Annotated in this window: 16 protein-coding genes; 11 read left to right on the top strand and 5 right to left on the bottom strand. The window is 43.3% G+C overall.

Annotation, left to right across the window (positions count from 1 at the left end):
• Window positions 1-135: 135 nt before the first annotated feature.
• Window positions 136-1,674, top strand: coding sequence for a Ppx/GppA phosphatase family protein (locus NST85_RS22255; protein ID WP_341190447.1), 1,539 nt, complete (start codon window positions 136-138; stop codon window positions 1,672-1,674).
• Here the strand turns inward: NST85_RS22255 and ppk1 are convergent.
• A complete protein-coding gene (ppk1, locus tag NST85_RS22250) occupies window positions 1,637-3,727 on the bottom strand; it encodes a polyphosphate kinase 1 (protein WP_127194653.1) in 2,091 nt (696 codons plus the stop codon). The genes NST85_RS22255 and ppk1 overlap by 38 nt on opposite strands.
• Window positions 3,728-3,948: 221 nt before the next feature.
• Between ppk1 and NST85_RS22245 the strand changes: the two genes are divergently transcribed.
• From NST85_RS22245 to hemH, 9 genes are all read left to right on the top strand, one after another.
• On the top strand, window positions 3,949-4,572 hold the full coding sequence (locus tag NST85_RS22245; RefSeq protein ID WP_341190446.1) for a 50S ribosomal protein L25: 624 nt from the start codon (window positions 3,949-3,951) through the stop codon (window positions 4,570-4,572).
• 198 nt (window positions 4,573-4,770) lie between these two features.
• Window positions 4,771-5,121: a thioredoxin domain-containing protein gene (locus NST85_RS22240; RefSeq protein WP_445671162.1), complete on the top strand. Its 351-nt coding sequence runs from the start codon at window positions 4,771-4,773 to the stop codon at window positions 5,119-5,121.
• Between the two features lie 59 nt (window positions 5,122-5,180).
• A complete protein-coding gene (locus tag NST85_RS22235) occupies window positions 5,181-6,509 on the top strand; it encodes an IS3 family transposase (RefSeq protein WP_341188377.1) in 1,329 nt (442 codons plus the stop codon).
• A 25-nt stretch (window positions 6,510-6,534) separates the two neighbouring features.
• Window positions 6,535-6,984 (top strand): DsbA family protein, encoded by a 450-nt coding sequence (locus tag NST85_RS22230; protein ID WP_341190445.1) that lies wholly within the window; start codon window positions 6,535-6,537, stop codon window positions 6,982-6,984.
• 18 nt (window positions 6,985-7,002) lie between these two features.
• Window positions 7,003-7,440, top strand: coding sequence for a disulfide oxidoreductase (locus NST85_RS22225; RefSeq protein ID WP_341190444.1), 438 nt, complete (start codon window positions 7,003-7,005; stop codon window positions 7,438-7,440).
• Between the two features lie 256 nt (window positions 7,441-7,696).
• Entirely contained in the window at window positions 7,697-12,967 is a 5,271-nt protein-coding gene (locus NST85_RS22220) for a WIAG-tail domain (RefSeq protein WP_341190443.1), read from the top strand.
• 160 nt (window positions 12,968-13,127) lie between these two features.
• Window positions 13,128-13,625 carry a GNAT family N-acetyltransferase gene (locus tag NST85_RS22215; RefSeq protein WP_341190442.1) on the top strand — a complete coding sequence of 166 codons (498 nt, stop codon included), beginning with the start codon at window positions 13,128-13,130 and terminating at the stop codon, window positions 13,623-13,625.
• A 351-nt stretch (window positions 13,626-13,976) separates the two neighbouring features.
• The gene (locus NST85_RS22210; protein WP_341190441.1) at window positions 13,977-16,193 is read left to right on the top strand and encodes an FMN-binding protein; all 2,217 of its coding nucleotides are present in this window, start codon (window positions 13,977-13,979) and stop codon (window positions 16,191-16,193) included.
• A gap of 88 nt (window positions 16,194-16,281) precedes the next feature.
• Window positions 16,282-17,295, top strand: coding sequence for a ferrochelatase (gene hemH / locus NST85_RS22205; protein WP_341190440.1), 1,014 nt, complete (start codon window positions 16,282-16,284; stop codon window positions 17,293-17,295).
• A 595-nt stretch (window positions 17,296-17,890) separates the two neighbouring features.
• Here hemH and NST85_RS22200 read toward each other — a convergent pair.
• The 4 genes from NST85_RS22200 to kduI all read right to left on the bottom strand — a co-directional run bounded on the left by NST85_RS22200 (window position 17,891) and on the right by kduI (window position 23,356).
• Window positions 17,891-20,806 carry a DEAD/DEAH box helicase gene (locus NST85_RS22200; RefSeq protein ID WP_341190439.1) on the bottom strand — a complete coding sequence of 972 codons (2,916 nt, stop codon included), beginning with the start codon at window positions 20,804-20,806 and terminating at the stop codon, window positions 17,891-17,893.
• A 129-nt stretch (window positions 20,807-20,935) separates the two neighbouring features.
• A complete protein-coding gene (gene kduD / locus NST85_RS22195) occupies window positions 20,936-21,691 on the bottom strand; it encodes a 2-dehydro-3-deoxy-D-gluconate 5-dehydrogenase KduD (RefSeq protein ID WP_127194643.1) in 756 nt (251 codons plus the stop codon).
• A 45-nt stretch (window positions 21,692-21,736) separates the two neighbouring features.
• A complete protein-coding gene (locus NST85_RS22190; RefSeq protein WP_127194642.1) occupies window positions 21,737-22,489 on the bottom strand; it encodes a DeoR/GlpR family DNA-binding transcription regulator in 753 nt (250 codons plus the stop codon).
• 33 nt (window positions 22,490-22,522) lie between these two features.
• Window positions 22,523-23,356 carry a 5-dehydro-4-deoxy-D-glucuronate isomerase gene (gene kduI, locus NST85_RS22185; RefSeq protein ID WP_127194641.1) on the bottom strand — a complete coding sequence of 278 codons (834 nt, stop codon included), beginning with the start codon at window positions 23,354-23,356 and terminating at the stop codon, window positions 22,523-22,525.
• A 243-nt stretch (window positions 23,357-23,599) separates the two neighbouring features.
• On the opposite strand from kduI, the gene NST85_RS22180 reads away from it, so the two are divergent.
• Window positions 23,600-25,273 (top strand): hypothetical protein, encoded by a 1,674-nt coding sequence (locus NST85_RS22180; RefSeq protein ID WP_341190438.1) that lies wholly within the window; start codon window positions 23,600-23,602, stop codon window positions 25,271-25,273.
• The last annotated feature ends 40 nt before the right edge of the window (window positions 25,274-25,313 follow it).

The raw sequence follows: 25,313 nt of genomic DNA, 5'->3' as shown, positions 1-25,313 counted from the left end.
CGGTGCCTTAGGGTGCCGGTTTTTTGTATGATAGGCCACAAATCTTCGTGTTGGTGGTGTATAAAGGGTTTATTTTTTGCATTAAGTGGGATAAAGTGATGGTATTACAATCTTAGACGACAAGGGAGTCTTAATGTGGATAATAGCCGTACGACAATAGGAATTATGGATATTGGGTCCAACTCCATAAGGTTGGCCATTTACGAAGTAACATCACAAGGGGAATATCGTTTAATTAATGAGAATAAGGAATCTGCGCGCTTGAGCGAAAAAATAAAGCAAGACGGAAGGTTAGAATTAGACGGTATTCTTGAGATTGTCCCAATTCTCAGTCAATTTAATGATATTTGTAGCCAATATAAATGTCGAGAAATTCGAGTAGCGGCTACAGCGGCCATCCGTAACGCCACCAACTCGGAAGAAATCGTCGATATGTTATTTCAGTATACGGGGCTGAAAGTTGATATTTTGTCTGGAGATCAAGAGGCTTATTACGGCTTTCTTGGAGTTGTAGACGGAATTAATGTTCAGGACGGATTTATCATTGATATCGGGGGCGGAAGCACGGAAATTACACTCTTCCGTAATCGTGAATGGATCTCGAGTGTATCTTTGCCAATTGGAGCAGTAAACTCCCAAAGGAAGTACGGAGGAGATTCTGAGTCCTGGTTGGATGAGAATATTACTTCGCTACAGAACGAAATATATGACTTACTTTCAGAGCATTCATGGATTACCACTCAACCTGGGCTACCTTTGATCGGACTAGGTGGGAGCATCCGTGCACTTGGGAAATTAGATCAGCGAAGATCTAAATATCCATTGCCCATCGCTCATCATTATATGTTAGAAAGAGACAATATCGAGTATTTTGCACAGTTACTTCCCTCTTTGTCGCTAGCTAAGCGTAAACGTATGGAAGGTCTTTCTAAAGCTCGTGCAGATATTATCGTCCCGGGTGTGATTATTCTACATGCAATTCTGCAATATACTGAGGCTGCTGTGTGCCTAGTAAGCGGAACAGGTCTTAGAGAAGGCTTGTTGCTTGAAACTCTGGAATTGGAGCTACCTTCTGCATCAGAGGTCATCCCTCGTCAGGTGAACTCGCTACTTGCCTTCCATTCAACGGTTCAATCCGCTCATCTTGAACATGTTCATAGATTTGCAGAAATACTGTATGACGCTATTATGGAGGATTATGACGATGAGTCACAGGTTAGGAAGCTGATTTATGTATCTTCGATGTTATACAAAATCGGAAGTGGAGTCCGCTACCACCAGTACGATAAGCATACGTTATATTGGTTGACTCATGCTCCAATTGCAGGACTAACACATCGTGAAATTGTACTATGTGCCTTTATTGCGGGCCGCTTATCCGGTAATGGAAAAGGTATTAATGTTGGAGATTATCGAAGTTTACTTGAGCCCTCGGATGCTGAATTAATTGGGAAATTAGGTTCGTTAATTGAGGTTGCTATAGCGTTGGATACTAGTGAAACTCAGGTCGTAGAGGAGATCAAGGTAGAGATTAGTGAAGAGACTATCTTGCTTAGATTGCAATGTCGCAGTCAAGCTCCTCTAGAGATTAGAGGGCTTGAAGCTGCGGCGAGGAGTTTCAAAAAAGTGTGGAAAATTAATTTAGTATGGACGATGGATAGTTCTTCCACATAGTAATATCCGATGCTGCAAACTGACTTCGGCAAGGCTGGTGATCGTTAGTAATAGCTTCATACTTGCCATTCTGGATCAAACGCTTCGCTTTCACATTATCAGCTAACGACAACAATAAAATTTGAACGATTGTGTCGCGTGTATCTTCTTTGTACACGGGACACATGAGTTCGAGACGACGCGTTAAATTTCGAGTCATCCAATCTGCACTCGATATCCATACCTCAGGCTTACCACCGTTCTCGAAGTAATATATTCGAGAATGCTCTAAAAACCGGTCAATAATACTTCGTACCGTGATCAATTCGCTCATGCCTTTAACTCCAGGCCTGAGGCAGCAAACACCACGGATGATTAGTTCAATATTGACTCCAGCTTGTGATGCATCATATAATTCATCAATCATTTCCTGATTCGAGAGGGAATTCATTTTAGCGATAATCTTAGCTGGTCGACCTGCAGCGGCATGTTCGGCTTCACGGCGAATGAGTGAGAATAGTTTATCCTTCATATCGGTTGGTGCTGGGGTAACCGCCTGCCAGCGATCTGCCGATGAATAACCAGTTATGAGGTTGAACAGTTCGGATGCGTCCTCTCCGATAGCCGTATCTGTGGTGAACAAACCAATATCTGTATACAGTCTTGCAGTAGTGTCGTTGTAATTACCTGTTCCAATATGGACGTATCGCTTCAAATCACGCCCTTCCTGACGGACAACGAGCAGAATCTTGGCATGAGTTTTTAGTCCAATCAAGCCATATACGACATGGCATCCTGCTTTCTCTAACGTCCGAGCCCATGCAATATTCCTCTCTTCGTCAAAACGAGCTTTAAGCTCTACGACTACAGTCACTTGTTTACCTGATTCGGCAGCACTAGCCAGCGCTTTAATAAGCGGTGAATTACCACTAACTCGGTATAACGTCATTTTAATTGCCATGACCATAGGGTCCTCAGCAGCCTGAAGAATGAAGTCAGTGACTGCATCAAAGCTTTCATACGGATGATAGACAAGGACATCCTTTTCTTTTAATACTTTAAAAAAGTTATCGTCTTCTTCAAATTCAATGGGATAGACCGGTTCAATTTGTGGATATCTTAGCTTGGGATTTCCTTTGACAGCTGACGAAAGTTTGCCCAGAAAGCTCAAATCTAGTGGACCTTCTATTTCAAAGACAGAATTCGTAACTTCGAATTCTTCCTCCAACATCTCTAGTGCATACGGGTGAATTCCCTTTTGAATCTCCAGTCGCACAGGTGCTCCCCAGCGGCGTTTGCGTAGTTCCTTCTCGATTTCTTCTAATAGATCCTCGGCTCCATCTTCATCAATGGTTAGATCGGCATTACGTGTTAGTCGGAATTCGTCTACAGCCAGTGGAGTGTATCCGCTAAATAAAGTTTGAATATGATGACGAATCACTTCTTCGATGAGAATAAAAGATTGCTTCTTGCTGTTGGTATGCTGAGGCAATGGAATGAATCGTGATAAGTTTGATGGAATTTGTACGATTGCGAAATAAGGCTCGTCCTTCTCGGGTGTAAGTACAGCTCTCTTTAATACAACTGAAAGATACACGAATCCGTTATGGACAAGCGGAAATGGACGACTCTGGTCTACAGCCATAGGGGTTAGGACTGGGAAGATAATATCATGATAGTAAACTTCCATCGACTTTCGTTGTGTAACATTAAGATCTTCATAATTCAGAAACATAATATTTTCTTTGTTGAGTTGTCTAGAGAGATCTCGAAACGTTCGATACTGCTCGGCAACTATTCCGGAGATTCGGGAATTGAGACGCTTGTACAATCCAGCGGGTGTATAACCTGTGAAGTCTTTCTTGGAATACCCAGCCCGAATTTGATCCTGAATACCTGCCAAACGAACGCTTATAAATTCATCTAGGTTACTAGATACAATCGATAAAAATTTGGCTCGTTCAAGCAGCGGTGTGCTTGGATCTTTGGCTTCTTGTAGTACACGTCTATTAAACTCAACCCAGCTTAAATCGCGATTCAAATATCGAGAACCGTTCATTTCCGTTAACGTCATTCTTTATGACCTCCGATTATCGATCAGAAATTGTATACTATTTATGATCTCTTTTATTTTACTCCTTTCTTATCATGGAAAATGGCGATTATTGTTAACGTAATGTAAAATTGATGTAAAATCAAATGAATAGTTGTTAACTCCCGTTAGGATAACCGTATATTTGGGTAAGATAATAATATGGCATTGGCCATGGTAACTTAACAAGGGGGTTCTTTCATATGGGTACAGATCATCAAACTTTGCATCTTAATGCTTCAAAGAGAACGAAGTTTACTAACGCTTCGCTTCGCGAATTAAGAGAAAACGGGCAGATTCCAGCTGTCGTGTATGGAGTAAATACCAATCTTGCGATTCATGTGGATGAAAAGGAACTTAGGAAGGTCTCACGTACAGGACGGTCCGAATTCTTCGAGTTGAAATTAGACGATGGAGGTAGCTTTCCAGCGCTAATCAAAGATATTCAGCAGCGGGGTGGAAGATGGGTGCATGTTGATTTTCTACAGGTATCCAAGAATAAGCCTATTCGTGTCAAAATCCCCTTGCATTACAACGGTACGGCAGAAGGCACTAAGGGAGATGCGATACTGCAGGTACAGTCTACGGAGCTTGAAGTGGAAGGACTGCCTGATGCACTACCAGCTGGACTGGATATTGATGTGACACCACTTGGGGTTGGGGATAAGTTGACTGCAGCTGAAGTGTCGCTTCCAGAAGGTGTGACATTAGTATCTTCAGGAGAAGAATTATTGGCTTCTGTTATTACGACGAGGGGATCAGGTGCGGATACGACCCAAGAAGCTGAAGCTCCTGAGGATTCTGCGGAAGAACCACTCCAAGAGTAAATCACAACATGTTAAGATCTTAGTGCGGATATCATAATCGAAGCATAACCAAGGCGACCGGAAGGTCGTCTTTTGTTTGGTTGTTTTGTGGATTTACTCAGTTTGCGAGACTATAGTAACTTGACTAAGGTTGTTTTTGTAACTAGAATAGTTACAGTGTAATAAGACTTATCATTTTATAAGGAAAGTAGGGGTCGTATGCCACCAAAGAAAAAGAGTGAGGTCATGGCTCAGCGAAAAGCAGAAGCAATAAAGCTAAAGCAGCAGCAAAAAAAGAGACGTCTGATCTGGTTTGGAACGGTTGGAGTTGTACTTATTCTTGTTATTGTGGCGCTTGCTATTCAATCTACTTCGACCTCAAAATCAACTGCGAAAGTAGAGACATTTGATTATGCGAATCTTCCCGTGCTGGGTAATCCCGATGCACCCGTAAAAATCGTTGAATTTGGAGATTTCAAATGTCCGAGCTGTAAAACTTTTAATGAAACCATTAAACCACAGCTACAAAGTGACTATATTAAACTGGTACCCATAGACTGGACACTTTGAAAAAAAGGTGTCTAGGCTGTGGGTACTTTTGTATACTAGAGTAAGCATGGGGGGATGACATGAGTAAGAAACTTTTTAGTGAAGCAGATCAAATACTTTTACTTAAGAATAACTATGTAAGCAAAATTAGTGAAAGATCAATTACCTTTACAGACGAGTTTAAGCGGTTATTCATAGAAGAGCTTATGATAGGTAAATTGCCAAGAGAGATCTTTGAGTGCCATTGTCTTCCTGTCCATATCATTGGTATGACACGCGTGGAGCAGAGTGCAGATCGATGGAAAAAGGCATATAGCCGGGATGGGATTATCGGGTTATTAGATAACCGAAAGGGTGCTTCTGGTCGTCCTCTTCAAAGAGAACTAACCTCGGAAGAAGTGATTGCGAAACAAGAGGCACGAATCAATCTGCTCGAGTCTCAAATTGAACTGTTAAAAAAGTTAGACAAGAACGAAAGGAGGCTGTTACTCAGCGGAATAAAGCGAAGCATAAGCGTTAAGTTTGAACTCATCAAGAACACGGTAGATAAGGGATTTAGTAGACTGACGGGATATCTATGCGAGCTCCTTCAGGTTTCTCGTTCAGGGTACTACAACTATCTCGCATCCACAAATGCACGTCTAGAACGTGCTAAACGTGATGAAGAAGCCGGAAAACTCGTAAAAAAAGCATTCAACCGTCGTGGATTCAAAAAGGGTGCACGCTCGATTAAGATGGTCTTAAAGCAAGACTTTAAGGTCACTTATAGCTTGAAGCGAATTAGCAGACTTATGAAAAAATTCAATTTGGTATGTCCTCACCGTAAGCCTAACCCGTATAAACGCATTGCTAAAGCCACGAAGGAACACCGGACGCTGCCTAATCTCCTACAACGAGATTTCAGAAAAGAGATTCCTGGACTGGTTCTACTCACCGATATTACTTACCTTCCTTATGGCCGCTCTGAGATGGCCTATTTGTCTACCCTGCTAGATGCATCGACAGGAGAGGTGTTAGCTTATAACCTATCCGATCGGATCACGCTCGACATTGCCACAGATACGGTAGATGGTCTTTTAAAGCAACGAAATGTAAAACTGCATACGGATGCATTCATTCACTCCGATCAAGGAAGTCACTATACCAGCCCAGTCTACCAAAAACTGTTGAGAGATCATGGTCTAGGACAGTCTATGTCTAGACGCGGAAACTGTTGGGATAACGCTCCTCAAGAATCCTTTTTTGGTCACATGAAGGACCATGTGGATCATCGAAGTTGCTCCTCCTTCCTTGAACTTCAACGTCAAGTGAATCGATATATTCGTTATTACAACCATCACAGATATCAGTGGGGAAGACAAAAGATGACTCCTGTACAGTACAGGAATCATCTTTTGTCAGCCTCTTAAACATCAATAGCTCTTTCTTTTTTAAGTGTCCTTGACAAGGGGTACAGTTTATATTGATCAGGGGAAGGTAGCCTTTTATTTTATGAACCTTTCTTTCATTGGTCCGGATTCTTATACGGCAGCCCTTGCGGCCCAATCTGTATATCATCAGGATAATGAGTTATTCTGGACTTATCTGGATACGATATTTAAAAATCAGGGTGATGAGCAGGAAGAGTGGGCCACCGCTGACTTTCTCGTAAATGTTGCGAAACAGGAGAATCTCTCTATTGATTATGATTTGTTGAAAAAAGATATTGAAGAAATGACATATAAGAGTGAAGTAGATGCGCATAACGCTAAAGCAGATGAGCTTAAGCTTGGGGGAACACCAACATTATTCATCAATGGTAAAGAATATACCAGCGAGAACTATGGAGATTACGATGCCATGAAGCAAGCTATTGATCTTGCGGCACAAGAGCAATCTAAGTAATCGAAGGGATGGGGACCCATGCGATCATTCTTCAAGGACTATGGAATTTATCTCGCTTGGCTGGTTTCGTTAGTTGCTACCGCAGGGAGTTTGTATTTAAGCGAAATATTACATTATGAACCGTGTAAGTTGTGCTGGTTCCAACGTATCTTTATGTATCCTCAGGTGTTTCTACTTGGTATGGCGGCCTTCCGTAATGACCGTGTAATTATCAGGTATGTCCTCCCACTTAGCTTCATTGGAGGAACTATTTCTCTATATCATTACGCTGAACAAAAACTTCCTGCATTAGCTAAATTGACTCCATGCAGGACAGGTGTTCCATGTAACATTGATTATCTTAACTGGTGGGGATTCGTTACAATTCCCTTCCTTGCGTTAGTTGCGTTCATCATGATTATTGCGTTGTTGTTAGCAGCTAACAAAAGTGTATCTGATGTTATAGATGAAGCATGATAGTTCCATAAACTTTATTTGGTGTTGAGCCCTAAATCGAGCAAGGAATCTTCTATTTAGAAGGTTCCTTTTTTTTGTTACATCAAAAAGTTATTTTTCTTCCTAATGTATAGGTGAAGACAATTGAATGATTGTGACAAGTGCCTAATTCTCCGCATATGATGCCGAAGACGAACAACTTTTGGTAAAGGAGAGAGCAGCCCTGAAGAAAATTAGAACTCCCAAATCTGGCAGAGCAAGAAAGCAGCTCTACTACGTGGATAATCCGGAAATCAATGAATTGAAGATGCTGGAGGATGGTAAGAAGGTTACTTTGGAAGAACAGGAAGAACTTAACCTTCATTCTCTTCATCTCTTGTCGGCACCAGGGGAAGTATTGGCGGAGAAATTAACCGAGGAGATCCAGTTAGATGAATCACGCAAAGCTATGCTGGAGATCAGTTTGGAAGAAAAGAAAGTGTCCCGTATTGATGAAGGTATTATATACACAGATGATTTGACGGATGAGGTTGTAACCGGAGAGAAAATTGCTCCTTACACGATTGATTCGACAAAATTAAAGTATGGGACGATTGGTACCGCATGGTTGGCTGATTTTGCAGTGCAAAGTATTAAAATTGCAGAAGGATCTATAACATCTTCCAAAATCGCCCCTAATTCCATTGTGGGGAATCACTTGGTTGATGGCTCCATCGAAGGGAGAACGATCAGAAGTCGATCAATCAGTGGAGATAAGTTGGAGGATGGAAGTGTAACCTCTAGTAAGTTGGCAGATGGGATTATTCAAGGAGATAAAATTGCGAGTAGTTCGATCGAAAGTCGCCACCTCAAGGAATGGATTGTTACGACTGATCTACTGCAAGACCAGTCGGTCACTGCTGATAAAATCCGAAGTGGGAGTATCCAGTCGTTTAATTTGGCAAATGGCGCCGTGGACAGCTCCAAATTGAGCGATCAATCGGTAACGGCAGCTAAACTCCGTGATGGGTCGATTACCGGTGCCAAACTACAAGAAGGAACGATTGAGAGTCGCCATCTTGCGGAGAATGCTATTTCAGCCAGAAACCTGGCTCCAGGTCTGATCGGTAAAGAGCAACTTGCCATTCCTAGCGTGGGTACAGATCAATTAGAAGAAGGAATTATTGCTTCCTACCATATTCGTGATCAAGCAATTGAAGCTCGGCATATTACTCCCGGTTCGATTGAGAATATTCATTTTAAACCGGGAAGCATTGGTCAGGATCAAATAGCTACTGGTGAAATTAAGGGGCGTCATATCGCCGACCGTAGTATCCCCTCCACAAAGTTGGCTGATCAGGCAGTGGGAACAGCGCAAATCATTGAACAAGCGGTTACTTCTTCTAAGATTGCCGATCAGAGTATTCTACCTCATAAGATTGCGGATGAAGCAGTTCATACTCGTCATCTGGGTAGATCAGCCGTACAAGGAGCTCAATTAGCTCCGTTAAGTATTACTTCGTTTCATTTATCCAATGGCGCTGTTCAAGGCGATCATATTGAAGCTGAAGCGATTCAAGAGTGGCATATTGGACCCCAAAGCGTCAGGGGCGACAAGATAGAAGACGGAGCAGTCGATGAAGTTCATCTAGCGGATGCTGCTGTAGCGTCAAAGCACTTGAAAAAGGGTATCGTAACGACTGAAAAGTTGGCAGAGGGTAGCGTAACAAGAAGTAAAATTGCAAATGGAGCCGTCACGGGCGAGGCTGTAGGTGCAGAACAGATAGCTTCTCAGCATATTCTGCCTCATGCAATTAACGAGTGGCATCTGGCCAATAATAGTGTCGGACAGAGTGCTTTGCAAGCAGGAGTTGTTAGAGAAGAACATTTGGGTGAAGGGGTTGTATTCTCACCTCATTTACAGGACCATGCTGTAACGTCTTTGAAATTGTCACCAGAGAGTGTAACTAGCGATAAAATCAACGATCTGGCAGTTACAAGTTCTAAGTTGGCCGAAGGTAGTATTACATCTTCTAAAATATTGCCTCGCGCTATCCAGTCTGAGCATTTGACTATAGGAGCTGTTAAATCAGAAGGCTTAGCGGCTGGAGTCGTATTGTCAGAACATCTAGCTATAGATAGTGTCACCTCCGTAAATGTGCGTTCAAATACGTTAGAAGAGCGACATTATGGCGCTCAGTCCGTATCAGAAAGAGCATTACAAAATGAGTCCATTACTCGTGAAAAGTTGGCGGAGGGTACTGTACATTCTTACCATTTGGTCAAAGGTTGTGTAGATGGCAGCCATATCGGTGAAGAGGTAGTAGGAACCCGGCATATTGGAAACCAAGTGGTTAAGTTTACCCATTTATCAACCGAATTACAGCAAGGTGGTTTGTTACCACAGGACGGTGTGAATGGAGAAGATATTATACCTCAGACTATCTCCCGTGTTCAGCTACAGGCTGATGCCGTTGATGCAGATGTGCTGCAGGAAGATTCAGTGGGATCAACTCACCTTAAGTCCCTATCGATACAAAGCCAGCATTTGAGTGAGGGTGCTGTACAAAGTCAGCATTTAACAGCAGACTCTGTGGGATCACATCATTTGGTAGAGGGTAGTGTAGAAGGACTTCATATTGGGGAAGCCGTAATAGAAAGTCGTCACATTGGGGATCAAACTGTTAAGTTTACGCATCTGTCAGCGGAATTACAACAAGGTGGTTTGCTACCACAGGATGGTGTGGATGGAGAAGATATTAAACCACAGTCGATCTCCCGTGTTCAGTTGCAGGCCGATTCTGTGGATGAAGAGGTTTTGCAGGAAGATTCGGTAGGGCCTAACCATCTTAAGCTGACGTCTGTGCAAAGCCAGCACTTGAGCGAGGGTGCCGTGCAAAGTGGGCACCTGGGTGAGGGAATTGTTGGATCACAGCACCTCGCAGGAGGCAGTATTAAAGGCCAACATATCGGTGAAGCAGAAGTAGGAACCCGCCATATCGGTAAACAAGTCATTAGGTTTACGCACTTGTCAGCAGAGCTCCAGCAGGGTGGTTTGTTGCCACTAGATGGGGTAGATGGAGAAGATATCAAACCCGAGACCATCTCCCGTGTTCAGTTGCAGGCGGATGCCGTAGATGAGGATGTGCTACAGGAAGACTCCGTAGGATCTGCTCACCTTAAGCCGTTGTCTGTACAGAACCAGCATTTGGGTGAGCAGGCAGTGCATAGCCAAAACTTGGCGGAGCGATCCGTGGGAGCACAACATATTGCAGGAAACAGTATAGAAGGTCATCATATTGGGGACGAGGTTGTGGAATCTCGCCATATTGGTAATCATGCCATTATATTTACACACTTCTCGGCTGAACTCCAGCAAAGCGGATTTCTACCACAGGGGGGTGTAAATGGGGATGATATTAAACCTCAATCCATCTCCCGTATTCAGTTGCAGGCAGCTGCCGTAGACGAAGAGGTTCTGCGTGAAGATTCAGTAGGATCCACTCACCTTAAGCCTTTGTCTGTGCAGAGTCAGCATGTGGGTGAGGCGGTTATACAAAGTCAGCATTTGGCAGAAGGAACAGTTGGATCTCAGCACTTGGCAGTGGGCAGTGTAGAAGGTCATCATATTCGTGCAGCAGAAGTTGGAACAAGGCATATTGAGAAACAAGCCATTAGGTTTACACACTTATCAGCGGAAATACAGCAAGGTGGTTTGTTGCCACTGGATGGTGTGAAAGGAGAAGACATCAAACCTGAGTCTATCACCCGTGTTCATTTGCAGGCAGATTCCGTAGACGAAGATGTGTTGCAGGAAGATTCAGTAGGATCGGCCCATCTGAAGTCGCTGTCGGTACAAAGCCAGCATTTGGCTCAGGGAGCTGTTCAAAGTCAGCATTTAACAGTAGGGTCTGTGGGATCGAATCACTTGGCGGCGGGCTGTGTTGAAGCTAACCATCTTGGTGATTCTGTGATAGAACCCCGCCATATTGGAGCTGGGGCCATTACAGTTAGGCAATTATCGTCGGAAATACAGCAAGGTGGTTTGTTGCCACTGGATGGTGTGGATGGAGAAAACATCAAACCTGAGTCAATAACTCGAGTTCATTTGCAGGCAGATGCCGTAGACGAAGATGTGCTGCAGGAAGATTCAGTGGGGACGGAGCATCTGAAGTGGCTGTCGGTACAAAGCCAGCATTTGGCACAGGGAGCTGTACAAAGTCAGCATTTAACAGCGGGATCTGTGGGATCGAATCACTTGGCGGCGGGTAGTATCGATGGCAATCATCTTGGTGATACCGTGATAGAAACCCGTCATATCGGCTCTGGGGTCATTACAGTTACACAATTATCGTCGGAACTCCAGCAGGGTGGTTTATTACCACAAGCAGGTGTGGACGGAGAAGACATCAAACCTGAGTCCATCTCTCGAATTCATTTACAGGCGGATGCCGTAGACGAAGATGTGCTGCAGGAAGATTCAGTGGGATCGACTCACATTAAGCCTCTATCAGTACAAAGCCAACATTTGGCTGAGGGAGCAGTGCAAAGTCAGCATTTAACACTAGGGTCTGTGGGATCAGATCACTTAGCGGCGGGTAGTATCGATGGCAATCATCTTGGTGACACCGTGATAGAAACCCGTCATATCGGCTCTGGGGTCATTACAGTAACGCAATTGTCAGCAGAGTTACAGCGAGGTGGTTTATTACCACAAGCAGGTGTGAACGGAAAAGACATCAATCCAGAGTCCATCGCTCGAATTCATTTGCAGGCGGATGCCGTAGACGAAAATGTGCTTCAGAAAGAATCAGTAGGATCGACTCACATTAAGCCTCTATCAGTACAAAGCCAACATTTGGCTGAGGGAGCAGTGCAAAGTCAGCATTTAACACTAGGGTCTGTGGGATCAGATCACTTAGCGGCGGGTAGTATCGATGGCAATCATCTTGGTGACACCGTGATAGAAACCCGTCATATCGGCTCTGGGGTCATTACAGTAACGCAATTATCAGCAGAGCTACAGCAAGGTGGCTTGCTGCCACTGGATGGTGTGGACGGAGAAAACATCAAACCGGAGTCGATTACTCGAATTCATTTGCAGGCGGATGCCGTAGACGAAGATGTGCTGCAGGAAGACTCGGTAGGATCTACTCATCTGAAGCCACTGTCGGTTCAAAGCCAGCATTTGAGTGAGGGAACTGTACAAAATCAACATTTGGCAGAGGGATCGGTGAGTTCCCGTCACTTGGAACTAGGATCGGTTGGGCTAGATCATTTGGCATTGAATCCAATTCAAGGGGTACCAGGAGAGCGAGCTTTACAGCAATTTGGAATGGCAGCATTCCTCCTGCAACGTCATGAGGAATTCACAGAGATCACGGTACAGTTCGATGAGCCATTTCCTAATTCTCATTATGTCATTGTGGCGATGTCAAATCATCCTGCGTACTATGTCACATTAAAGGAACAATTCCCTGATTCGGCTGTTCTGGAGATATCCAGACTGAAGGAAAGCGATAGAAATTACGGATTTATTACGTGGATTAGCATTGGCAATGTAAATTGAATTTTGACAAACAACCTTCAAAAGTCACGGATCAGCATGTGGCTTTTGAGGTTGTTTGTGTTTTGTAATCTGATTAAGAAAAAAAGACGTTCCCTTTAAAAAATGAATCGTTATAATGAAGGGATTATAGTGACAACTTTTCAATTGGAGGAATGATAGAATGGGAGATCAGGGTAACATCGTGTTTATCCCGCTTACAGAAGAGGATATTGCACTTTTAACATCAATTATGACTAGGGCATTTGATGAGGATGCTAGAATCCACTTGGGTGAAGGATATAGAGACGGTCCGCCTGGATATGATAATGGCGAACTTTTGATGAAATATGGGATACTCGCGGATAGTGATGCTTTCACAATATGGATGGATGGGCAGTTGATTGGATCAGTTATCGTGTTTATTGAACAGGATGGTGGTTATTATTTGGGCAATATTTGTCTTGATCCTTTGGTTCAAAATAAGGGGATTGGGACGAAGATATGGGCAATGATAGAGTCCAAGTATCCTGATGCACGGGTATGGAGAACAGATACGCCTGGCTCTTCTAAGAGAAATCATCACTTCTATATAGACAAATGTGGTTTTAAGCTAATTGACATTCTAAATCCCGGAGATTTGGATCAAGAAACTTACAGATTAGAAAAAAGGATGATGTAGTCGCGGGATCTTTTTACATGGATTTAATAAATGTGTAAAAAGCTAGTTAAGCATTAAGTTTATCGATTTCTTTGTAAATAATACATAAAAATTGGAACATGTGATTTTGTATACAGAAAATAGTGCTACGGATTGAATATGATGGATCCAAATCACTTACATACATATATTTTTTTGCGCATTTTCAAAAGTGATTTATTTCACCTATTATGTGAAAGAATTCACGATTGTGCACGGTGATGGGTCAAGGAGGGATGAAAACTACTTATTGAGTTCGGTTGTAGATGCAACATAGGAACCGTAACTAGCATTTTTGAAGAACTCATATGAACAAAGGGAGAGGGTTATTAAGTGAAAAGACTAATTTCATTAACTTTATGTGCTACATTCGTTCTTTCATCCATTCTTCTTGCAGCGGATGTCTCAGACTCGAAATTTTCGACGATTGATGTTGTATCTGCCGCTTCGGAAGCGGTTAAGGAAGAGGTAAAGGCACCAACCAAAACAACAACACCAACTAAGACGACAACACCAACCAAAACAACAACACCAACCAAAACAACAACACCAACCAAGACAACAACACCAACCAAAACAACAACTAAAGAAACTACAAAACCAACAACACCAACGACAGAAATAACAAAGGAAGCAACAGAAGTAGCTCCGGCTACTGTTACTGAAGCTACTTATGCAGATGGAGTATATGTGACTTACGGAACTGCATACTCTAAAGGAACTGAGGGTGCAAAGGTTACAATTAAGGATGGCAAGATAGCCGCAATTGAGCTGATGAGAACAAGTCCTAAGTTGATTGATCGGGACGCTCGGTTCAACTATAGCAGTCTATGGCAAGCATATGAAATAATGGAGTCAAGATTTATTGGAACTACGAGAGCGGAAGCTGCTCAGGTAGATGTTGTATCTGGAGCAACTCGCTCAAGTGAAGGCTGGAAGTTGTCTGTGGATAGAGCTTTCTCTAGAGCTCTTGTGGAGAAACCAGCAGATCAGGTGTATTTTGAAGGCGAGCATATGGGTGTTGACCCTGCAGGCAAATTTATGGTCTTTGTTAACTATGACAAAACCAAACGTTTAGGTGTAAAGGTATACCCACTGAATGACAAAGGGGAAGCCATTGCCGAAGCGAGTATGAGTGCAGAGCAAGCGAAGATGGTGTATACCCTTGCAGGTGAGTTGCTGTACAGAGGAACTAATGCTGTAGCTCTGAATGGTTATGAAGCTGAGACAAAAGCAGCTGTTAATGCATTCCGTGATGCAGAGTTAAATGCGAAAGTGAATAATACTGTAGAGTATGTTGATGGTGTTTATTCTGCTTACGGATCTGCTAGAGATAAAGGTGTAGAAAGAGCAGATGTCGTCATCAGAAACGGTAAATTAGTTGATGTTAAGCTCTACAGACTAGGTGCCAACTTAATCGATAGAGGTGCATCCGCTTATGCTGATGTAGTGAAAGGCAATGCACCTATGGTTGAAAAGTTGCTTGCTAATGGATCTTATATTGCTAACTTTGATGAAAGTGTTGATGCGATATCGGGAGCTACTGAGAGCAGTCATAGTTGGAATCTGGCAGTAGAAAGAGCTTTTGAAAAAGCTCTAAAAGTCCCAACTGGTAACAAGTATTTTGATGGTAATGCTGCAGGTGTAGACAACAGATCGAGAGTACTTGTCTTGGTTGATATTAGTGCTGATAAGGTTACAAAAACAGTTATTTATCTGTTCGGGGAAGATGGCAAGATCATTAAAGATGAAAACTTGACTGAGGGACAAAAAGCCGCAGTTGCTAAGCTTAGTGAAGGTTTGACTAAAGATGGTGCGAAGACAGAAATAGTTATGGGGCAGGAAGTAGTGTCGATGGCTGCAAAAGCTGCATTCGCTGACGCTTTGCTGAATGCATCTACTAAGCAAAGTAACTATAAGGATGGTCTTTTCACAGCATACGGAAATGCAACTAACAACGGCTCTAACAAAGTCGACCTTACTATACGTAATGGTGTGATTGTTGATATTAACCTTTTCCGCGTGGGTGCTAACTTGGTTGATAGAGGAGAAACAGCTTACGCTGATGTTGTAACAGCTATTCCTCAATTAAAGAAAGATTTCCTTGCTGCCGCAACTAGACAACAAGCACAAACCGTTGATGCGATTTCAGGCGCTACAAGCAGTAGTAATGAATTTAAATTAGCGATTGACCGTGCTTATAAGAAGGCTGAGATTTCTGAGCCATACAAAGCAGCCTATCTGAATGGGATTTATGCGGGTGTGAATGCAGATAAATCAGTAAACGTCGTAGTAACAGTTGATAAGAACGTACCTATTAGTATGGTCGTTAACTATCTAGATAAGGCAGGCAAGATTAAGACGGAAGATAAATTATCAGCTGATGAGAAGGCAGTGAAAGCTGAAATCGAAACTCCGATGACTGAAAAAGATACCATGCATAAATACGGTTATCGTCCGGCAGCATTTGGTGATACAGATGCGGTTAAAGCGGTTTCTGGTAAGGTAATTGAAGCAGTAAAAGCAGCACTTGAAGAAGCTGGAAGATAATTGGTATAATAGAATAAGGATTTATTAATACAGTAGAACCCCTTCAGAGTTAATTTCTGAGGGGGTTCTGAACGTTTAGGAGGTCAACATGAAGCAAGACAAGATTGGGGTTTTATTAGCTCAGATTGGTACTCCAAGTGCACCTACAGCAAAGGCAGTTCGTCCTTATTTAAAAAAGTTTCTATCGGATCGCCGTATTGTTGATTATCATCCTCTTCTGTGGCAGCCGCTGCTGCAAGGTATAATTCTTACCGTTCGTCCTAAACGTTCAGCTAAGCTGTACGAAGAAATTTGGACAGAGCAAGGGTCACCGCTGCGAATTCATTTGAACAGTCAGCAAGCAGGAATACAAGAGCGGTTAGGAGATGGATTTCGGGTAGAAGTAGGAATGGCATACAGTGAGCCAAGCATCGAGCAAGCGATGAGAGCTCTTGAAGATGATGGCATTTCGCGAGTTATTGTGCTGCCGCTGTTTCCGCAGTATTCTTCTACAACAACAGCCTCAGTATATGATGAAGTCTGCTTTGCTGCTTTGGGACGTCGTCATGCTTCCGGTTCGACAGCTAAACGGTTTGTGCCAACATTACGTTTCGTGGATGCTTACTACAATCATCCTGGTTATATTGCTGCAATGAAGCGGCATTTGGATCAGCAATTACAGTTATTACAAACTCCACCTGATAAGTTTATTCTTACCTTCCATGGTATCCCACAGCGGTATGCTGATACAGGTGATCCTTACCGTGAACATTGTTTAGAGAGTTCAAAGCTACTCGCAGAGGCGATGGGATGGGATCGTAAACAGTGGGAGATCGTCTTCCAGTCCAGGTTTGGAAGAGAGCCGTGGATTGAACCAGCTACATTTGATGTACTAGCTGATCTAACAAGGCAGGGCGTGAAACGTCCGTTCTTATTTGCGCCTGGGTTTGCGGCCGATTGTCTGGAAACGCTCCATGAGCTTGGAATTGAAGGCCGTGAGGTGTTTGAAAAAGCAGGTGGCTCTGGGGATAGTTACACCATGGCGCCTTGTCTAAATGATCATGACTCCTGGCTGGATTTCCTAACTGCATATGTGTTAAATAATGCCCAAGGCTGGGTTTGATCCATTGTTATTTTAGAATCGAGAGGTTGTTACTACTCTTGATCCTCATTTCTGGAAGTGAACTGAGTGACATGCGCTAGCAAAAAGTTTGCTGTGAACAGAACAATCAAACGATTTGTACGAAATTGTACGATATTTGATTCCAGGGTAGCATGCAAGAGCTTTAATGAGAACATACAACTACGGACACTGGTTCCGCTATTCATGCTTTTTATGGCCATTTTTGGATGTTCGCGGACCTGAGATCCGTTATTATTCCTTGCAAGGCTCATTTTTGAGGTATTTGATGCAAATAACGAACCTGAGGTCCGCAAGTACCCCGGAATAGGCATAAATTCAGCAAATAGAGGATCCTATGTCCGCCAACCGATCACAACCGCAGTCAGAAACCGTAAAACAGAAACCAAACACGATACACGATACACGATACAAGATACAAGAAACAAGAAACAAGAAACAAGAAATACGAAACATGAAATAAGTAATCGTAACCAATAACCGTAATCGTAATCGCAAGCAGTAGCCATAAACATAACAGTAACCAAAACCAAAGAAGGACCTGACCGATGGTCAGGTCCTTCTTAATATACTAATATCAAATCATCAGAATTTCGCGGATGTCTTCCTCTGTTAGTGTGGATAAGGCCTCATGACCTGGTTGAATGATTTCATCAATGAGGTCTTTTTTTCGCTGTTGCAGCTCGTACATTTTCTCCTCAACCGTATCTTGAGTGATAAGACGGATGACTTGGACTACATTTCTTTGCCCGATTCGATGGGCACGATCGGCTGCTTGCTGCTCTACAGCAGGATTCCACCATAGGTCATAGAGGATTACAGTATCCGCTCCGGTTAGGTTTAATCCGGTACCCCCAGCTTTTAACGAAGCGAGGAACAGCTCCCGCTCACCTCCATTGAACCTGTTGCATAACTCTACACGTTCAGAGGCAGGAGTGCTGCCATCTAGATAGAACAAGGGTACACCTTGGTCTCCTAACTCTTTACGGATAATACCAAGCATCTGGGTGAATTGAGAGAATATGAGCACTCTCTTGCCAGCACTTCGACATTCCTCAATGATTTCCATAAGTTGTTCAAATTTAGCTGAACTTCCAGTGTACTCATCCACGAATAAAGCTGGATGGCAACAAAGCTGGCGAAGTCTAGTCAAACCAGCAAGGATCTTGATACGATTCTGCTGAAAATTCTGTTGATCCAAATGTTTTAATGTTTCCTGTTGTAGCTTGGCCAAGTAGGCGATATATAACTTTTTCTGTTCCGGCAGTAGTTCTGAGGCTTGTAGTGTTTCGATCTTCTCAGGTAGCTCTTTGAGTACGTCGGTCTTTAAGCGGCGTAGTAGAAATGGTGCGATTCGTCTAGCAATGATATCTTGCGATAGATCGTTGAAGGCCTTTCTACCAGGGAATAACTCCGGAAAAACAGCGTCAAAAATCGACCATAATTCCTCTAATTTATTCTCTATAGGAGTCCCGGTAAGTGCAAATCGATAACGCGATTGGATCACTTTTACTGCTTGTGCAGTCTGAGTTGTATAGTTCTTGAAAGCTTGTGCTTCATCTAAAATAAGCGTATGGAAATTTTGACTAGCGTACAATTTGATATCTCTGCGCAATAGTGGGTAGGAAGCAATGACGACATCTACCCCGGAGATACTTCGGAGGGTCATTTCTCGTTCACTACGGCTACCATCGGCAATTACAGCTACAATTTCTGGGGCAAATTTCTTCAACTCGTTGTTCCAGTTATACATAAGCGAGGAAGGGCAGAGTATTAACGCTGGTAACCCCAGTTGTCTAATCTCAGGGAGTACAGAGACAAGGAATGCAATGCTCTGCAATGTCTTGCCAAGACCCATATCATCTGCCAGAATACCACCAAAACGATAATTGGCAAGTGTCTTTAACCACTGGAATCCATATTTCTGATAGTCCCGCAGTACATGTTCAAGGGAGCTCGGAACCGGAAAATCCATATTGTCAGGAAATCTCATATTTTCAAGCAGTTGGCGGAACGACTTGCTTAACTTTACAGCATTTCGTTTATCGTGAGAGTCGATCAGGTGAAGCCCACGAATAACAGGAAGACGGATTTCGGGTCCTGTCAAATCGCGTTTATGGACGCCCATTTCGTTCATTAAAGAGATTATCTCTTGGAACTCTGCACTTTCCAGTGGCAACAACGCTCCATTTGGAAGGCGATGGTACTTGAGTTTATCCTGAAGAGATTTGAGTAAATTACGAATTTCCGTTTCTGATATGCCATCCATCTCAAATCGGAGTTCTAGCCAATCGGTTCGTTCATCCACATCAACCGTCACTTTGGGCGGGGTCAGACCCGTGTGTAGTTTTGCCTTTACAGCTGATGTAGCGTATATAGTTAACAACTTCTCTAGTTGAGGAACGATGTGGTACAGAAAGTCATATTCTCCGTCCTCGTCATTCATGAAATAGCCACTCTCTGTACGTGCAAAAGAGCTTAGCTCCATAAGCTCGAGAATTCGTCTTTCCTGTTCTCCATCTCTCATGAGGATTATATTAGTTCCTCGTCTTGTGGAGTGTTCTTCAAGTGGATTGATGATCATATCTCCATATTGAAATTCCAATCCGGCAAGTAGACGGTCCCTTACACGGTCCAAATAAAGTTTGGCCTTTAGGGGAGTTTGCACAATGCGATCGGATATGGCAGCTGAAATATGGACACTTCCTAGTTTCATTAGACCTGGTATGACTTTCTCCATAAAAGGTTCCATTTGTTCCGGTTCGATTTCAACTTGATGTCTATGAGAGGAATTCAGTAGTTGTTTCAGCTCAGATAGACGTTTGCATTGATGCTCTGGCAGCTTTATCAACTTTCCTTCTGCAAGAACTAATCCATAGGATTCCATGACAATCATTTGTTCTAAGCCTTGGACTTCCAATTGGTAACCTGTATCCTGGGCTTGATCAAATTCGAATTGAAGTGGGAGCCGTTCATCGGATAGTGCGATTCGATCAAATGAAAGCTCATCTTGTATAAGTTTGGTCATGGGAGCTGCGCTAAGCAAGAGAACAAGCGGTTCCCAAAGATGAGGAGGGATCAGAAGCATCTGATCTCCACATATATTGTTGCTAATCCCAGAATAAGTACTGAATGTTTCACGGTACATGACTTCTTGATGATAAACATTAATTAATTGCTTAATAACCTTATCATTCTCTTGTTGAAAACCGTGCAGTTCAGGGACATAAGTGAAATTTTTGGTAAATGTATAGGGTTCACCGCGTTCTATTTGGTTGAGAAATTCTCTTATTCTCTGTACAACATACATCCGTTTAGTACCGACCTTCATCTCAATGCCAAACATATATTTGTGATATCCGTAAGGAAAAGGATGGCAGGTAAACTCTACATGAAGTTGCTCCCTTGTATCGAACAGAGGCCGGGAACCGCTTGGACGTGGCTTTATATCGTCGAACAATTTAATAACCCCTTGGGTTAACGGTGGTCTCATAGTATGAATCCTCACTTTCAAGCCTTATCCCTACATAGTAAAGGAATAAGAGTATAAATAAAAGTAGAAGACACAGGTAACCCCGGCACCATAAGGTACCGGGGTTGCTAATTCATAATTTGGAGTAGATTATCTAGCCAACCATCCACCATCAACAGCTAGTACATGACCATTAAGGTAATCGGAAGCAGCGGATGCAAGGAAGACTGCAGGGCCTTTAACATCTTCAGGAGTACCCCAACGTGCAGCAGGAATACGCTCAAGAATAGAATTAGAACGGTTCTCATCGGCACGAATTTGAGCTGTATTGTCAGTCGCCATGTACCCTGGAGCAATAGCGTTAATGTTAATGCCAGATCCTGCCCACTCATTGGCGAATGCTTTGGTCAGACCAGCTACACCGTGCTTACTAGCAGTGTAACCAGGTACGTTGATACCACCTTGGTAGGAGAGCATAGAGCAAATGTTGATGATTTTACCGGATTTTCTTTCTAGATAGTGACGACCAGCAATCTGCGATAAGAGGAATACGGTGTTTAGGTTCAAATTAATCACGTCGAACCAATCTTTCTCACTGTGATCTTTGGCAGGCGTACGACGGATGATACCCGCATTGTTTACAAGAATATCAATATGGCCGGTAAGTTTTAGAGCTTCATCAAAGGTAGCTTGAAGTGTGCTGTGGTCTCCAAGGTCAGCTTCAATTCCAAGTGCTTTTACGCCAAAGGCTTCCGCAGCCTTCACAGTATCATCACTTGAAGTAAGTGAAGCAGATACGATATCTGCGCCTGCCTCAGCAAATGCTAATGCAATACCTTGTCCGAGCCCACTAGCTGCTCCTGTTACGAGTGCTGTTTTTCCTGATAAGCTGAATAATGATGACATAATATTAGTCGCCCCTTTAATTGCTGAATTAGAAAGCCTGCTCCATTAGCATTCGATCGTTACCCCTGCACTACGGAATTGCTCTGCCGTCTCAGAAGAGAGGCCTTTATCCGTAAGAATGGCGTCGACCTCCTGTAGGGAAGCGAACGTGCGCAGTGCAGTGTGTCCAAATTTATGATGATTTACAACGGCGAATACTTCGCGCGATGTGGATACGAGAGCCTGTTTGAATTCAATTAAATCTCCTGTGAAAATGGAAAGTCCATTCTCGATATGAACGGCTGTGGCCGAGAGAAATGCTTTTTTAATATTAAGCTTTTGCACGTAAGAGACGGCTTCAGGTCCTGCCAGCATATTGCGGACACGATAACCACCGGGTACGACTAAACGAATATTATCTTTTGGAGCAAGTTCGCTAATGATGTACACATCATTGGTGACAACGGTCAGAGGTATATTGTCAAGCCGACGGGCAATTTCAAGTGTCGTACTTCCGCCGTCCAGAGCCACAATGTCGTCCTCTTCAATATGAGCAAGTGCGCGCAGCGCAATCTCCGTTTTTTCCTCGGAATATTTATCGAGAGGTTTCTTAGAGGGTAGAATACCAAATTGGTCGCTCTGCGCCAGCACAGCTCCGCCATGCACACGCACGATCAAACCCTGCTCCTCAAGCTTGCTTAAATCCTCGCGGATCGTTTTCCCCGTTACCTGGAGTCGATCGCTCAGCTCATTCACCGTTACATCCTTTTTATTTAGCAGAACTTCCATAATCATTTCGTATCGTCGTATAGGGTTCATAACCTGCCTCTTCTTTCCATAAGTAATTTATCTCTATTGTAGTTCTTTTATGGAGACAGGGTCCATATCATCATATCTTTTGTTATCTCCGGCCATGCTCCAGATAAATGTATAATTGCTTGTTCCAACACCGCTGTGGATCGACCAACTAGGGGAGATTACGGCTTGCTCATTACGCATCACAATGTGACGAGTTTCGCTCGGCTCACCCATGAGATGGATTACAACAGAATCATCTGGAAGATCAAAGTACATGTAAGCTTCCATACGTCTAGGATGTGTATGTGCAGGCATCGTGTTCCACATGTTTCCTGGTTTCAGTTGAGTCATACCCATGACGAGTTGTGCACTTTGTACGCCATTGGCATGAATAAGGCGATGAATCGTACGCTCATTCGAATTCTTGATATCACCAAGTTCTCCAGATTCAGATTCAGCTAACGTTGTCTTGGTTGTAGGAAAGGATTGGTGTGCAGGAGCTGAGTTCAGATAGAATTTCGCTGGTTTAGCAGCATCCACGCTTTTAAATATGACATCTTTGGATCCTTGGCCTACATATAGACATTCTTTTGTATCTATTTCATATTCTGTTCCGTCTACGACCACAGTACCTTTGCCACCTATATTGATGATTCCCATCTCACGGCGTTCTAAGAAGTAGGTTACTCCTAGTTCCTTCATGTCTGTTGTAAGAATAACTTCTTTCGTAACTGGCTGTGCGCCACCGACAATCATTCGGTCTTCGTGGGTTAGTACGAGTTTCAGCTCATCGGGAGCAAATATAGTAGGGATGTGAAACTCCTCGCGGAGCCGCTCGGTATCAAACTTTTTGACCTCATTTGGGTGTGAAGCATAACGTCTTTCCATTAGATATTCAATCTCCTGTCAGATATATTTGTTGTGCGTATAAGTACAATTTACTCCATTTAAGTTCATTTTGCAAGTTCATATTCTAGTTATATGTTTATTTAGGTTTATTTAGTGGTTCGTATGGTTGCAAAATGGAACATAAGTATGCACAATAGAAGCTAAACTGACTTAAAGTTTCATGGGTAAGGAAGATCTGAACTAACAGAGGATATGTTATATAAATTGGAGAGGTGTTCATTCATGGAGGAACTTCACAAGGCTCAAAACCCGTATAAGAAAAGACAGACTGAGCTCATTCACAAAATTGCAGAGGCGGCGTATCATAACCCGTTGCTGGAGAGTAGCTTATGGTTTCATAACGATGTACGCAACAATTTTTATTATGCTTCTTATTTGTTTGCTGCTGCAGTAGATATTCAAGCAGAGGTTTCTTTCGACCGGAAGGTAGCCAAGAATAAAGCGGAAGCAGTACTGTTAGAAGTTTTAATGTTGCAAAATCGGCAACCCGGTGCTGAGTTATATGGTCATTGGCCGCTTGGACTACATCCAGTTCCTAGAGAGGCGCCGCCGCATGAACTGCCTGTTGAAATCATGGGTGGTCTAATGGCTTACTTCTTCAGAGAGTATGGGGAACGGCTGAGCACCGATCTGCAAATTGAATTTCAAACCGCATTTATACATATTTACAACAGTGACTTCTTCCGTAAACCGGTTATAACTTATGGGCATCACGAAGCCAAGTATACAGCGGCAAAAATCATATTTGGTACATTGTTTAACGACGTTGAGCTAGTGGAGGATGGCAGACGAAGTCTTGAGGAAACGCTCACCTATATTCGGGCAAAAGGAATGCCGGAGTATGGTTGTCTACCTTGGTTCTGGCATTGGGTGCAGGCTTTTACCTGTGCTTTGGAGTTCGCAGATCCGGAAGATAGTGATCTCCACACTAGATTAAAGGAAATGCTAGATTACTTGTGGAGTGAACGGGCGCAATTTTATCTTCAGGGTTCATGGGTCGGGGCACATTCCAGGGGATGGCCACATGATGTTCCGGGTGATGCCAATGTCCTTCATGATTATGTACAATTCGGCGATTTCCAGTTGCCTGAAGTTATGCCGCGTACAGAGTATGCGGGGTTTCTGTTCTATGAGGCGCCAGCGAATGCACGTAAGGTGGCGCTGGATCGCAACATTCCGGTGGAAGTAGCCAAAGTGACACAGAAAGTTATTCCAACTGTTCCCGAATCTCAGCCGTTGTTACATTCTTACGCCTATATTACAGAGGAATATGCAGTGGGTGGGATGTGGGAGCGGGTAGAGGAATTCGATAATGAGCAGCTTCGCTGGACGTATTCTCTACCGCTGAGCGGGTTGGATGGTACGAACCAACTTTATTTTTTCAACCCGGGTCAAGGTTATAACGAAGGCGATCCCCGCCATCAAAGCCGCTATGGAGAAGTTTTATTCCATCAGAGTGTTGTTATGGAGCTTTATCCGGTTCCGCTCGGAGAACCAAACCAATTGATTGGTGTACTGCCAAAGGGAGAATGGCTGCAGAAACAACGGGCACTGTTTGGGAAGGTGAGTAATTGCTACTTTGCCGTCTACTTATCCCATCCATATGAGCTGATAGAACGAGGTGGATTCATTGAGGTTTCAGCCGAAGGGCTACCGGGTGGAATCGTAGTAGAAGCCGTAAGTGTGAAGGATGCTGCAGAGCTTGGAATCGTGGGGATTGAAGAATTTGCTAACAAGATGATTGCAGCGCCACCGGATTTCTGCGTAGATGAAACCAGCCCACTTCAGGTTGATTATACAAGCTTAAGAGGAGATCGGCTACAACTTCATACAGGTGGTAAGAGGGCAGCTACTATAAACGGAAATCCGATATCGTTCGATAAATATTCTGTATAATATTGCTTTTCGATTTCTTATTCAGTAGGCTAGAATCAGT

It is taken from the genome of Paenibacillus sp. FSL K6-2524, from assembly GCF_038005525.1.
In the GTDB taxonomy this organism is placed as follows: Bacteria; Bacillota; Bacilli; order Paenibacillales; family Paenibacillaceae; genus Fontibacillus; species Fontibacillus anaericanus.
Note: the sequence above shows the minus strand (reverse complement) of the source record. Positions and strands in the feature narration are given on the sequence as shown.